Raw genomic sequence first — 13747 nt, forward strand, 5'->3', positions numbered from 1 at the left:
AAAGGTCGGAAAGGTGAGGGAGTTATGACACGCAAGCTGGTGTACGGCCCCACGTTCGAGGAGATGCTCCACCCCGAGCGCATCGACCCGAACGTGAGGGAGAGGGCGCTCAAGGCGTTTCAGGAGGACGTGCTCGATCCGGTCAACCTGTACAACATCACGTGGAAAGGGCCGGACAACAAAGTGAGGTACTTCGTGGTGCCGAAGGCGCTGACGGGGGTGGAGCCGAACATCATCCTCCTTTACGGCAAAGACTTTCCTACGGGCAGCCACAAGGTGGGGGCGACTTACTCCGTGGCCGTGGAGAAGCAGCTCCGCGGGGAGATCCGGCCGGGTGAACACACGCTGGTCTGGCCTTCTACAGGCAACTACGGGATCGGCGGTGCCTGGGTGGGGCCGAGGATGGGGTACGATTCTCTCGTCATTCTGCCTGAGCAGATGAGCGCCGAGCGGTTTGAGAGGATAGCGTATTACGGCGCGCGTGCCATTGCGACACCGGGGTGTGAGAGCAACGTCAAGGAAATCTATGACAAGTGTAAGGAATTGGTTAAGGCAGACCCAGACCGGGTGCGTGTCCTGAACCAATTCGAGGAGATGGGCAACTACCGGTTTCACTACTATGTGACCGGCAACAGCGTGGTCGAGGCCGTTCAGGAGCTCGGCCGAAAGGGCATAGGAAACGGCAGAACGGCGGCGTTCGTGTCGGCGATGGGTTCGGCGGGGACCATCGCAGCCGGCGACCGCCTGAAAGAGGTGTTTTACGAGACACGCATCGTGGGACTGGAGCCTATCCAGTGTCCCACGCTTTCTTACAACGGGTACGGCGCCCACGACATCCAGGGCATCGGCGACAAGCACGTCACGTGGATCCACAACGTCAACAACATGGATGCCATGATGTGCATCGACGACTTGGAGTGCAAGAAAGGGCTTCAGCTTCTGACCGACCCGGTGGGGCTCGAGTATCTCGCAGGCGATGTGGGAATCGACCAGGAGGCCGTGCAAACGCTCTCGCGCATCATCGGGATCTCGGGGGTGTGCAATATCCTGGGCGCGATCAAGACCGCCAAGTTCTACGAATTCGGCCCGAACGACAACATCGTCACGGTGGCCACGGACGCGATAGACAGGTACGAATCAGTGATGGGGGCACTATCCGAAGCTTACGGCGCGATGGACCGCGTGAAGGCGGCATGTCGTCACGAGGCCATATTCCTTTCCGCCAAGCTCGACCACATAATCGAGGGGACGGTAGAAAACCGAAAGCGCTGGCACAACCTGAAGTATTACACCTGGGTGGAGCAACAGGGCAAGACAGTCGAGGAACTCAATGCGCAGAAGAGCCAGGAATACTGGGTGGCACAGCGTGCCAAGGTGGCCGAGATCGATGCGATGATCCGTGCTGCCCGCGCGTGAGCGCGGGCCGGTGGGCGGACGCCGGGGTAGGCCGGGGTAGGGAGGAGTGCCGAGGATTTCGACGAATATTCATAAGACACCAACTATAGCGTGCCAAGGCGTTACTCTCATATAGACCTGATAATCGTGGGTTCAGGCGTTTCTACCAGGAGGCCGCAACCAACCTGGCTATGAGAGGGCGTCCGGGGATCGTTCGCTCGATCTCGGGGCCCCCGAGCCGGCTGGGGCGGCCTCCTTGGCGAGTCGAGAATTCTGCCAGCCGCCAGCCTGCGCGCCGAATTCGGACGGGGCGCGCCGGGCACCGGCTGACCCCGGGTCCCCGGTGACAGCGGCGAGCGGGCGCCGGAACGCGGACTGAAGGGACCCACCGCGAGAGAATGGGCGATCGGAGGTGAGGGGCGTGCTGGAGATCTTGGTGGATGGTCGGGCGTGCAGCGTGCCCGAAGGAACGAGCATCCTGGAGGCCGCGAGGCGCGCCGGAGTAGCGGTGCCGACGCTGTGCCACCACCCATGGACCGATCAGGGTGCGCGGTGTGGAGTGTGCGTGGTCGAGGTGGAGGGCAGGGACGATTTGGTGACCGCGTGCGACCATGCTGTGGAGCCGGGAATGGTCATTCGTACCGCGGCGGACAGGGTGGTGGCAAGACGCCGCGAGGTGGTGACGTTCCTCCTAGCGCAGCATCCTGCGGAGTGCCTAGTGTGTGAGCGCAGGAGATACTGCGAGCTCAAGACGCTCGGCGACGAGCTCGGCGTGCGCGTCCGCAGGCTTCGCATGAGGCGGCGGAAGCTTGCGGTGGACAGGACGGGCCGAGCGATAGTCCGCGATCCGAACAAGTGTGTCATGTGCGGAAGGTGCGTTGCGGCGTGCATGAGGATGCACGGCATGACCCCCTATGAGTCGTTGGCCGCAGAGGTCGGGGAGGCCCGTGGCGTCATGGAGAGGACCGGGCCGCGCGGGATCCTGAGCGAGGAGTGGGTGAGGTGTCGTTCGCTTGCATTCGAGGACGCGGCGGCGGCGACGCGGTGCGTGGAATGCGGGCAGTGCGTGGCAGCGTGCCCCACCGGAGCACTCTCGGAGAGGTCGGACCTGGTCAAGGTCAGGCGCCGGCTTGCGGACCGCAGGACCCTCATGGTAGCTCAGACAGCGCCCGCGCTCCGGACCACCTTCGGAGAAGCATGGGGCAGGCCGCCGGGGACGGTCGCGACGGCGCTCATGGTGGCCGCGCTACGGAAGTTGGGGTTCGACAGGGTATTTGATACGGCGTTCGGGGCGGACCTCACGGCGGTTGAGGAAGCGCACGAGTTAAGGCAACGCCTTGAGTCGGGCGGCAAGCTACCCATGTTCACCTCGTGTTGTCCCGCATGGGTGAGGTTCGTGGAGACCGAGTATCCCGGACTTGTCGGACACCTTTCAACGTGCAAGTCGCCTCACATGATGGCCGGGGCAGTTGCGAAAGCGGTGATCCATGAGGCCGAGGGCGTGTCCCCGGAGGATGTGTTCGTCGTGTCCGTGATGCCGTGCACGGCGAAGAAATTCGAGGTCGCAAGGACGGAAGGGCACGGCCCGCAAGGGCTTGGACCGCTCGGGGCGTCGGACGACGGCCGGGGCCATGGAGGCGCGGCGGCCCGGGGCGCACTGCGCGACGTCGACGCGGTGCTCACCACGCGCGAGCTCATCCGGCTGGTTCAGTCGGTTGAGATCGACGTGGACTCGCTGGAGGAGAGCGCGTTCGATGGGCCTCTTGGGAGCGCGAGCGGCGCCGGGACCATATTCGGCACTACGGGTGGGGTCATGGAGGCGGCGCTCCGGACGCTCGCAGACGAGCTCGCGGCGAGGCTCGAAAGGCTCGAAGCGGACGGAGACGGGAGCGTCGCGAGCGGACCTCCCGGTCCAGGGGTGGCTGAGGCGACGGTGGCCATCGGCCACCTCGAGTTGCGTGTCGCTGTGGTGCAGGGGCTTGCGGCAGCAAGGCAGATACTGGACGACGTACGGGCGGGAGGACGGCCGTACGACTTCGTGGAGGTGATGGCCTGCCCCGGCGGCTGCGTAGGTGGAGGCGGCCAGCCGATTGCAATGAACTGGGAGCGTGCGGAGGATGGGCCGGAGCGGCTGCGGGGCGCGGCGCTTCGAGCCATCGACCGGGCCATTGAGGCCCGATGCCCGCGTCGAAACCCAGGTATCGTCGAGCTTTACGAGCGTTTTCTGGGCGAGCCGGGCGGGAGCCGCGCGAAAGAGCTCCTGCACGACCCGGTGCGTCTTTCAGCGCAACTTCGCACTTCACATCGAAGCGCCGGCGACTCTCGCGCGGAGGGCACGCCGGCGGCTGCCGAGGGATCGGGCGGGACGGGCGCCTCGGTCAAACCCGCGGAAGGAGGTGCGCGGTGAAATGGCTTCAAGGTATGAAACGCTCGACCTGCTGACCCGCGGGAACGACATGGACATCCGGGTGTTCGAGCCCACGAAGTGCACCGGGTGTAGGAACTGTGAGCTTGCGTGCTCCATAGCGCACTTCGGTGCGTTTAACCCGAAGCGGGCTCGCATACGAGTGCTCCGGCGCGGATGTGCCGAGGAGCTTCACGTGTGCAACCACTGCAACGAGCATCCTTGCGTCGCGGCATGCAGGAGGGGGGCACTTACGTGGGACGACGGGGAGGTATTCGTGGACGAGGCCGCATGCGACCTGTGCGGCGACTGCGTCACCGCGTGCCCGTCCGGCGGGATTCGCGTGTTCGATGGCGACCTTCTTGTCTGCGACCTCTGCCACGGCGATCCTATGTGCGTGAAGTTCTGCACTACCGGGGCCCTTGTCCTGAAAGCGAGGTGAAGGCGGGTGTCGTACATGGATAGGTTGCTGTGGGTTGACCTTGCCGCTGGTCGAACGCGCAAGACCAGGGTGCCGGAGGAATGGAAGTCTTGCTACCTTGGAGGCCGCGGGTTTACTTCCAGAGTGCTTTACGACCTTGTAGATGCCCACGTCGACCCTCTGTCGCCGGAGAATGTGCTGACCGTCGCCACGGGCCCGTTGGACGGGACTCTGTCGCCCTCATCCGGCAGGTTCACCGTGGGCTGCAAGTCGCCCCTCACGGGGCTCCTCGGGGATGCCAACTCCGGCGGGCATTTCGGCCCTGAGCTCCGGTTCGCCGGCTACGACGCCGTCATCATCCAGGGCAGGGCAAGGGGTCCGGTCTACCTGCTCATCGATGATGACCACGTGGAGCTGCGCGATGCGTCTCACCTTTGGGGACGAGGCGTGTTCGATACGGTCAGTGCCCTCGAGAAGGCGCACGGGAGCGATGTCAAGGTGATCGCCATCGGCCAGGCCGGCGAGAACCTCGTTCCGTACGCGAACATCATGGCGGCGGGCCACAACGCTGCGGGCCGCACTGGCGTGGGGGCGGTCATGGGCTCCAAGAACCTCAAGGCGATTGCGGTGCGCGGGTCGCGCGACATCCCAGTGGCAGATGACGAGAGGTTCCTCGCAAAGGTCCGTGAATGCCACAGGAAGCTCATAGCGGACCCGACCTACGCTGACTTTTCCGAGTACGGAACGCTGATCCTCGTGGACATCGCCCAGGCGAGCGGCGGGCTCTCCACGAGAAACGGGCAGCTTGGCCTATTCGAGCACTACGAGGACATCTCCAGCCACGTGTACCAGGACACCTACAAGCTCGCCTCCAAGGCATGCTTCTCGTGCATCCTCCACTGCAAGAACTACGCCCGTGTCGCGTCGGGGCCGTATCAGTGCGAGAATATGGGCCCGGAGTACGAGACCATGGTTACGTTAGGGAGCAGAGTAGGCGTTGGATCCCTCGCGGCCATTCTCAAGGCCAACCAGCTCGCCAACGACTACGGGCTCGACACCATATCCGCCGGCACGAGCATCGCGTTCCTCATGGAGTGCTCGCAGCGCGGCCTCATCGACGAGAGATACGAGTGGGGCGACGCGGACTTCGTCATCGATTGCCTGCGCAAGATCGCGTATCGCGACGGCATCGGGGCTTTCCTCGCAAAGGGCGTGAAGGCCATGTCGCGCGAGATCCCCGGCAGCGAAGGGTTCGCTCTTCACGTCAAGGGCCTGGAGCTTCCGGCGTTCGACGTGCGAACCGGCAAGGGCTTTGCGCTCGGCGAGGCCGTGGCGAGCAGGGGTGGAGATCACCTGCGGGCCCTCCCCAACTTTGAGCTCCTCAGCAAGACCAGGGAGGAAGGGATCCGCTGGTTCGGGAGCCCTGACTGTGTGGACCCGTATACCGAGAACGGCAAGGTCCCGATGGTCATTTGGCACGAGAACTACGGCGCAGTGTGCGACTCGGCGGAGATATGCAAGTACTGCACGTTTGCAACTTACGCCGTCATGCCTAAAGATGTTGCGGACCTCCTGACATTTGCGACGGGGCGGGCCTACTCTGAGACAGACCTCCTTACGATAGGCGAGAGGATCGTTAATGTGGAGAGAGTCTTCAACCTGCGATGCGGTATGACGCCGGATGACGATACCCTTCCCAAGCGTTTTCTGACTGAGGGCCTCGCCGAAGGGCCCGCGAAAGATGTGACGGTGGACCTCGGGAGGATGCTCCCCGAGTACTATTCCAGACGCGGGTGGACTCTTGACGGCGTGCCCACCCGAGAGAAGATCGAGGCGCTCGGGATAGAAGTGAAAGGAGTGGCGTAGGTGGCGAAGATCCTCATCCGCGGCGGAACCGTAGTCACCATGAACAACAGGGGAGAAGTGCTGGAGGGCGCGGACGTCCTCATCGATGGGCGGAGGATAGCCGAGGTGGTCTGGCCTGGGTCGACCAGCAGGGGGCGGCGGCGTCCGAATGATGAGGATGACGCAGGGGGACCGGGCCCAGATCGGGATGCGCCCGGCGGTCTCGGGGTGGGTCCGCCAGGCATTGCCCGGGACGAGGAATGCGGGTCGAGCGCACGTTACGCAGGATTTCACGAGCTCCCCGCGGGCGGCCACAGGCATGATGTGGACATGATCATAGACGCTTCGGGCAAGATCGTGCTGCCGGGCTTCGTCCAGGCGCATGTTCACCTCTGTCAAACGCTCTTTCGGGGCCAAGCGGACGACCTTGAGCTCCTAGACTGGCTCAAGAAACGCGTTTGGCCGCTCGAGGGCGCGCACGATGAGGAGAGCGTCTATTGGTCCGCGATGCTCGGCATAGCCGAGCTCATAAAGGGTGGAACCACGTCTATCATTGACATGGAGACGGTGCACCACACCGAGAGCGCATTCTGGGCGATCGACTCGTCGGGCATCCGGGCCGCGTCCGGGAAGGTAATGATGGATTACGGCTCCGACGTGCCCGCGAGCCTCAAGGAGTCCACCCCGGATTCGCTCCGTGAGAGCGAGGCGCTGCTCGAGCGGTGGCACATGCATGACGACGGCAGGATCCGCTACGCTTTTGCACCCAGGTTTGTCGTGTCCTGCTCGGACGAGCTTCTCGTTCGAGTTCGCGACATGGCGAGGGCCGCAGGCGTGCTCGTCCACACCCACGCGTCGGAGAATCGCGGCGAGGTGGCGCTCGTGCAGCAAGACAGGGGCATGCGCAACGTTGTTTGCCTTCGCGAGCTCGGGCTAGTTGGCCCGAACCTCGTCCTCGCTCACTGCGTCTGGCTGGACGAAGAGGAGATGGCGATCCTGCGCGACTCCGGCACGAAAGTGGTTCACTGCCCGTCGTCCAATCTCAAGTTGGCATCAGGGATCGCGAGGGTGCCCGAGATGCTCGAGATGGGAATGTTCGTATCGATGGGGGCGGATGGAGCGCCGTGCAACAACAACCTCGATATGTTTCGGGAGATGCGGCACGCAGCGCTCATTCAGAAAGTGCGTCTCGGGCCCACCGCGCTTCCTGCTCGGGCGGTATTGGAGATGGCGACGATGGGCGGCGCGCGCGCAATGGGTCTGGAGGATGAGATCGGCAGCATCGAGCCTGGGAAGCGCGCGGATATCGTGATCGTCGACCTCCACGCGCCCCACGCGGTCCCGGCAGATGGTGTGGACGTGATGGCCCGCATTGTATATGAGGCCAACGCGTCCGACGTGGAGACCACCATCGTCGATGGACGAATCCTCATGTACGGGAGGAAACTCCTCGCCTTTAACGAAGATGAAGTGATACGTGAGGCTTCAAAGGCGCTCCGGCGGGTGGTGCGGAGATGTTGACTGATGAGGAGAGAATGCGGTATTCCAGACAGCTTGTGCTCCCCGAGATCGGTGAGGCTGGTCAGGAGCGGCTACGGGCTGCTAAGGTGCTGGTGGTGGGGGCCGGGGGCTTGGGGTCTCCAGCAGCGATGTATCTCGCAGCAGCCGGGGTGGGGACGCTGGGACTGGTGGATCCCGACGTGGTTGATGTCTCCAATTTGCAGAGACAGATCCTTCACGGCGTCAACCACCTGGGCCTCGCAAAGGTCGAGTCGGCCAGGCGTGCAATCGGGCGATTGAACCCGAGCGTTCACGTGGTTCCCTGCCGCATGAGCCTCAACGCCGAGAACGCATCCCAGATCATTGGGGCGTACGACCTTGTGCTGGACGCCGTGGACAACCTCGAGACGAGATACGTGGTGAACGACGCGTGCGTGAGGGCCGGCAAGCCTCTGATAGAGGCGGGGGTGCTGAGGTTCGACGGCATGGTGCTCACGATCATCCCGGGCAAGGGGCCGTGCTATCGGTGCCTGTTCCCTGCGCCTCCACCGCCCGGCACAGTGCCGTCGCCGAGAGAAGCGGGGATCCTCGGCGCGGTGCCCGGGGTCATTGGCAGCATCGAGGCACTCGAAGCGCTCAAGATCATCCTTGGTATAGGGCAGACCCTGGTGGGACGGCTGCTTTTGTTTGATGGGCTCGCCATGACGTGGCGGGAGGTGAGCGCCGCACGCGACCCCAACTGCCCCGCATGCGGCAGCGGCAAAGCGCCTGCTGATTCCGACGGGGGGCGCGGCGGGTCGGAGATTCCTTTGGAGTGATGCCGCATGAGCATGAGTACCACGAGGACAGGGAGGGAAAGGGGGGCGCGGGCTTCAGCAGGGCCTCGGCTAGGCGCGTGCGAGCGGCCTTGGATTCCGCCATGGGTTGCCATCGGCATAGGCGTTGTCGCGGTCTCGTTCGCGTCGGTCTTCGTGCGGCTGTCGTCGGCGCCTCCTCTAGTCATAGCCACATGGAGAATGGGTCTTGCAACGCTCATGTTGGCGCCGTTTGCGCTTGTGGGCGCAAGGCACGAAGTGTTGGCCATGAGGCGCACGGACTTCGTTCTATCGCTATTTGCGGGCGGCTTTCTCGCGGTGCATTTCGGGGCGTGGATGACCTCCCTTTCCCTCACGTCCGTCGCTAGCTCGGCGGTGCTGGTGGAGACGCATCCCCTCTTCGTGATGCTCGCAAGTCGCATCATCTTCGGCGAGAGGACCTCCGGGTGGGCAGTAGCCGGTGCGGTGAGCGCTGTAGCCGGGTCCGCCGTCATCGGTCTCGGCGACTCGGTCGGCGGAGGATCCGTGCTCCTGGGCGACCTTCTCGCCGTGCTTTCGGCGCTCATGTTCGCCTGTTACGCCCTAGTGGGCCGGGGCGTGAGACAGAGGCTTTCGGTGGTGCCGTACGCCTTCGTCGCGTACGGCACATGCACCGTCATCCTTGCACTGACGTGCGCTGTCCGAGGTCTGCGCCTTCATCCCTACCCGGTCCGCGACTACATGCTCTTTCTCGCTCTCGCGGCGGTTCCCACGATCCTCGGGCATACCGTGTTCAATTGGGCCCTCCGCTATGTGAGCGCGTCCGTGATATCCGTGAGCGTGCTGGGCGAGCCCGTGGGCGCGACCTTGCTCGCGATGACGCTGCTGAAAGAGACGCCCCCTGCCACCGCAGTGGCGGGAGGCGCTCTCGTGGTCTCTGGAATAGCTGTCTTTACCCTGTTTTCCGCCCGGGCGGGCGGCAAGGCTCGCCCGGCGGCAGCACACGGCGGCACCGGGTGAGCGTCGGCTGCGTGTGGCTGCGTTGGTGCCCGCTAAGTGTGTGTGGCTCGCGGCCTAGCCCGCCAACCGGTAGAGGCTCTCGCAGACCGCGTCGCCCACCTCGCAGGTGGTAGCTGTTCCCCCGAGGTCGAACGGCTTTGGCGCGTCCTCGAGGAGGGTGCGTTCGACGGCGGATATGACAAGCGCGCCCATGTCCTCGTATCCCAGGAAGTCCAGCATCATGGCTGCCGCCCATATGGTTGCGACGGGGTTGGCGATTCCCTTGCCCGCGATGTCGGGAGCTGAGCCGTGGATGGGCTCGAACATAGACGGGTATTTCTTTTCTGGGTTGAGATTCGCCCCGGCCGCAAGACCGATGCTGCCTTGGATCGCTGCACCCTCGTCCGTGAGGATGTCCCCGAAAAGGTTCGTCGCGACGACTACGTCGAACCACTCAGGCCTTGTGATCACGTACATGGCCGCCGCGTCCACGTGAACCTGAACAGCCTCGATGTCCGGGTAGTCCTTGGCCACGGCGTGGAACACTTCGTCCCAGAACACCATGCTGTAGTTGCACGCGTTGGACTTCGTCACGGACACGACGCGTTTTGCCTTCTGTCTTTTCCTCGCCAGGTCAAAGGCATATCTCATGATCCGTTCCGTTCCGTGGCGGGTGAAAACGTTGCTCTGGATTGCCACCTCGAACGGCGTTCCGATGTGGACCCTGCCTCCGACTCCGGAGTACTCCCCCTCGGTATTCTCGCGGACGACCACGAAATCGATATCCTCCGGGCCCTTGCCTATCAGTCGCCCGGGCACGCCGCGGAGCAGTTTGATGGGTCGTAAGTTCACATACTGGTCGAAGGATTTACGGATGGGGAGCAACAGGCCCCAAAGGGAGATATGGTCCGGAACCAGCCCGGGTGCCCCGACCGCGCCCAAGAGTATGGCCTGATGATCTCGAAGCGCGTCAAGGCCATGTTCATCCATCATGCGGCCGTGCTTTAGGTAGTACTGGCAACCCCAGGCGAATTCCGTGAAGCTGAAAGTGAGCCCGCCATGCACTTCCGCGGCCACCCTGAGCACTTTGACCGCCTCCGCGGTTACCTCGGGCCCTATTCCGTCACCAGGAACCACAGCGACGCTTATTGTGTCCATGATAACAGTCCTCCAGACGTGTTTCCACTGGTTTCACGTGTGACGTGGGCGGCCTTCCCAGGAGGCCTGCCGCCCTGCGCGTGCCGCCGTCAGAAGAGAAACCCGCGCGGCAGCGGGACATCCAGCAAGCTCGCGAACACCACATAGAAGACACCGATCTCGGCCGCAACCACGAGGAGCGACACCGCGAGCGCGCCCGGCTGTCGCACCCTGATGTCGACGAACGCGGCAAAGATCGTGGATACGAGCACGCTAGCCACGTAGAACCCCGCGACCGGGATGAGGATGAGCCACAGTACCATCAGCCCCACAGCCGCTCCCAGGGTTCGCATGTTCGGGAGTTTGAAGGGCTTCCCCGAGCCTTTCGCCGACCCAGAAATCACGAGCAACCCAATGGACATTACAACTGTAAGGGCCAGAACCCATTCCGGAAACAAGGCGTCGAGGTCGGGAAGACCCCGGAGTTGCACCCCGAACACCAATGCCAGGACAAGCACGAAGAGAGCGGAGATGCGATCAACGGTCAGCATAAGCGCCCCCCTTCCTGCGGCGGGCCGTGGACGAGGACAGGTACGGCCACGCGAACGACACCAGGGTCATGAGGATGAGGATGATGGAAATGGGGCTCCTCACGAATATGAGCCACGGGAACTGCCATGCCCTCGAGATGAGGAGCGACTGCAGGAGGCCCTCCTCGATGATCGGTCCGAGGATGAGTCCAAGAACGATAGGTGCCGCGTTGAAATCGAGCTCCTTAAGGATGTATCCTATGATCCCACAGCCGAGCATCACCCACACATCGGCCATGTTGTTCCTGATCGCGTACGATCCGATGATGCTCAGAAAGATGATGGATGGTGCCAGAAACCTCAGGGGCGCGCGCGACACGAGCCTGTGGAGAGCTGTGCCCAAGGCAAGGCCTACCACCATCATCATGAGGGTGGCGACGAAAAGCGAGAAGATGAACCCGTAGGTGATGTCGGCGTGCACACTGAAGAGCTCCGGCCCTGGCCGGAGGCCTTGTAGCAACAGGCCACCGTATATCACGGCATCGACGGGTGTGCCTGGGACTCCCAGGGTAAGGAGGGGCACCAGCCCACCTCCGATGGTGGCGTTGTTGGACGTTTCGGTGGCGATGACGCCGTCAATGATCCCGGTGCCGAACTTCTCAGGGTACTTCGAGGCGCGTACGGCTTCATTGTAAGCGATGAGGTTGGCAATGTTCCCGCCCGCACCGGGTATGATCCCGACGATCGTCCCGATGACGCTGGAGCGCAGGAGGTTTCCTGGCTGGCTGAGCACCTTGCGTATGGTTGACATGATGACGCCCCTCTGTCTCACCAAGCGCACAGCCTCATAGGCCTGCGCCCCCTGGAGCACAAGGGACAGCACCTCCGGTATGCAGAACAGCCCTATGAGGGCACACACTAGTTGTACCCCGCCTTGTAGGGCTGGCTCCCCGAACGTGAGCCTAACGTTTCCCCCGACCGGGCTGATGCCGATCATGCTTATCAGTAGACCGACCGCCCCGCCAATGAGGCCCTTGAGGATCGACTTCGATGCCAGGCTCGCTATGATGCTCAGGCCGAACACGCCGACCCAGAAGTATTCCGGGGGCCCGAAACGAAGAGCAATCCGTGCTAAGGGCGGCGCCAGGAACGCAAGCACCGCCACTCCGAAGAGCCCGCCGATGACCGAGGATACCGTGGCAACCACTATGGCTTCTTGGCCTCTCCCGGCCTTCGCCATCGGGTACCCGTCGAAGCATGTACCAATGGAAGAAGGCGTCCCAGGGGTGTTGATGAGTATCGCGGAGAAGCTGCCGCCGTATATTGCAGACATATAGATGGCGCCCATGACCACGAGGCCAGTGAGTGGCGGCATGACGAACGTAAACGGGATCACAAGCGCTACAGCCATCGTGGCTGTGAGGCCTGGCAGTGCGCCTGCGATGAGGCCGGCCACTGTGCCTACGAGCATCAACAAGAGATTGCCCGGCGAAAGCACCTGCGTTATCCCAGACACCAAGGCGTCCATTCGCATCACCATCCTTGCTCAGTCGACTTGTGACTTGGCCTGCGCCGCAGGCCGGCTGGCCCGTGACCTAGTGTGCGAGAGCAGCGGGGTCGGGGCGGCACGGAGTCCGAGATTCCGCTCCAACCCCGCGCGCACAGTTCCGGCTACGCCGTCCGGCTACGCCGGTTAGGGTACGCCTGATTCGGCATGTCCAGCGGTACCTGATGCCTATTTGACCACTCCCAGGTCTTTCAGAAGCTTCTCATAGTGGACGCGCCTGGTCTGAACGAATTTCTCATACTCGCTAGGCCCCATGAACTCGAGGTCGAAGGCCATCTCCTGCATCTTCTTTTGGAACTCGGGGTCCCGGTTGACCTTGTCAAACGCGTCCGCCAGGATCTTGACGATCTCGTCAGGCGTGTTGGGAGGGACAGACACGCCTCGGTACGCGCCTTCAACCACGTCGTATCCGAGCTCCATGAAAGTGGGGGCGTCAGGCAGAACCGCCGAACGCTTTTCAGACGCTACCGCGAGGACTCGCATTTGGTCTTTGTACTGAACTGCCATGGTGGTGTACGTCATGAGACCGGTGACGTGCCCTCCGAGCAGTGCCGGGACCACTGCGCCTGAGCCTGTGAACGGTATGTAGGTCATCTTGACATTGGCAGCCTGGTTCAGCTCAAGGACGCCAAGGTGGTTGGCGGACCAGCTACCGCTCCCTCCAAGTGTCACGACCTCCGGATGCTCCTTGGCGTAATCGATGAGGTCCTTGAGTGTCTTGAAGGGGCTATCTTTCCTCACCACCAGCGCGTTCGGAGTGCTTTCGAAACAGTACACGCGCTTGAGCTGCTCGGTCTTATAGCCCGCGTCTGTACGCTGCAGGGGTTGAAGTATGGTGTGGGGCAAATTATCCCCGGCGATCGTGTACCCATCCGGCTTGGAGCGGACGAGCTCAGACCAGCCGACAGCCCCGCCTCCTCCTGTCTTATACGATATGATCACCTTGACGCCGAGGACTTTCTCGAGGAAAGGCTGCTGCAAGCGGGCGGTAATGTCAGACTCACCGCCCGGATCGAAACAGATAAGGTAGTTTATGGGTTTCTCAGGAAACTTAGGAGCTGCGGACGCCACGGAACCGAGCAGGGCCAGCGACACGAGGACACAAACGGCAACGATTCTGGTAAAGGCGCGCATTTCTTCTACCTCCCTGTAGTC

The 13747-nt window shown here is 62.9% G+C and carries 11 protein-coding genes and 1 riboswitch; of the genes, 7 read left to right on the forward strand and 4 right to left on the reverse strand.

Annotation, left to right across the window (positions count from 1 at the left end):
- The first annotated feature begins 24 nt into the window (after window positions 1-24).
- From GX515_06400 to GX515_06430, 7 genes are all read left to right on the forward strand, one after another.
- On the forward strand, window positions 25-1416 hold the full coding sequence (locus tag GX515_06400) for a pyridoxal-phosphate dependent enzyme (GenBank protein HHY32647.1): 1392 nt from the start codon (window positions 25-27) through the stop codon (window positions 1414-1416).
- Window positions 1417-1503: 87 nt separating this feature from the next.
- A riboswitch (purine riboswitch) is annotated at window positions 1504-1607 on the forward strand.
- A 209-nt stretch (window positions 1608-1816) separates the two neighbouring features.
- A complete protein-coding gene (locus GX515_06405) occupies window positions 1817-3802 on the forward strand; it encodes a 2Fe-2S iron-sulfur cluster binding domain-containing protein (GenBank protein ID HHY32648.1) in 1986 nt (661 codons plus the stop codon).
- A 1-nt stretch (window position 3803) separates the two neighbouring features.
- The gene (locus tag GX515_06410; GenBank protein HHY32649.1) at window positions 3804-4241 is read left to right on the forward strand and encodes a 4Fe-4S dicluster domain-containing protein; all 438 of its coding nucleotides are present in this window, start codon (window positions 3804-3806) and stop codon (window positions 4239-4241) included.
- A 15-nt stretch (window positions 4242-4256) separates the two neighbouring features.
- Entirely contained in the window at window positions 4257-6086 is a 1830-nt protein-coding gene (locus tag GX515_06415) for an aldehyde ferredoxin oxidoreductase family protein (protein ID HHY32650.1), read from the forward strand.
- A gap of 309 nt (window positions 6087-6395) precedes the next feature.
- Complete coding sequence (locus GX515_06420) at window positions 6396-7586, forward strand: 5'-deoxyadenosine deaminase (protein HHY32651.1); 1191 nt, start codon at window positions 6396-6398, stop codon at window positions 7584-7586.
- Window positions 7580-8383, forward strand: a complete 804-nt coding sequence (locus GX515_06425; GenBank protein HHY32652.1) for a HesA/MoeB/ThiF family protein — start codon at window positions 7580-7582, stop codon at window positions 8381-8383. Before GX515_06420 ends, GX515_06425 begins: the two co-directional genes overlap by 7 nt.
- Window positions 8384-8389: 6 nt before the next feature.
- Window positions 8390-9379 carry a DMT family transporter gene (locus GX515_06430; protein HHY32653.1) on the forward strand — a complete coding sequence of 330 codons (990 nt, stop codon included), beginning with the start codon at window positions 8390-8392 and terminating at the stop codon, window positions 9377-9379.
- A gap of 54 nt (window positions 9380-9433) precedes the next feature.
- Here the strand turns inward: GX515_06430 and GX515_06435 are convergent, their stop codons facing one another.
- The 4 genes from GX515_06435 to GX515_06450 all read right to left on the reverse strand — a co-directional run bounded on the left by GX515_06435 (window position 9434) and on the right by GX515_06450 (window position 13726).
- Window positions 9434-10516: a tartrate dehydrogenase gene (locus GX515_06435; GenBank protein ID HHY32654.1), complete on the reverse strand. Its 1083-nt coding sequence runs from the start codon at window positions 10514-10516 to the stop codon at window positions 9434-9436.
- An 89-nt stretch (window positions 10517-10605) separates the two neighbouring features.
- Window positions 10606-11046 (reverse strand): hypothetical protein, encoded by a 441-nt coding sequence (locus GX515_06440; GenBank protein HHY32655.1) that lies wholly within the window; start codon window positions 11044-11046, stop codon window positions 10606-10608.
- A complete protein-coding gene (locus tag GX515_06445) occupies window positions 11033-12553 on the reverse strand; it encodes a C4-dicarboxylate ABC transporter permease (GenBank protein HHY32656.1) in 1521 nt (506 codons plus the stop codon). The genes GX515_06440 and GX515_06445 overlap by 14 nt, the downstream gene beginning before the upstream one ends.
- 207 nt (window positions 12554-12760) lie before the next feature.
- Window positions 12761-13726: a tripartite tricarboxylate transporter substrate binding protein gene (locus GX515_06450; protein HHY32657.1), complete on the reverse strand. Its 966-nt coding sequence runs from the start codon at window positions 13724-13726 to the stop codon at window positions 12761-12763.
- Window positions 13727-13747: the final 21 nt, after the last annotated feature.

Source organism: Bacillota bacterium, from assembly GCA_012842395.1.
Lineage (GTDB): Bacteria > Bacillota > SHA-98 > UBA4971 > UBA4971 > UBA6256.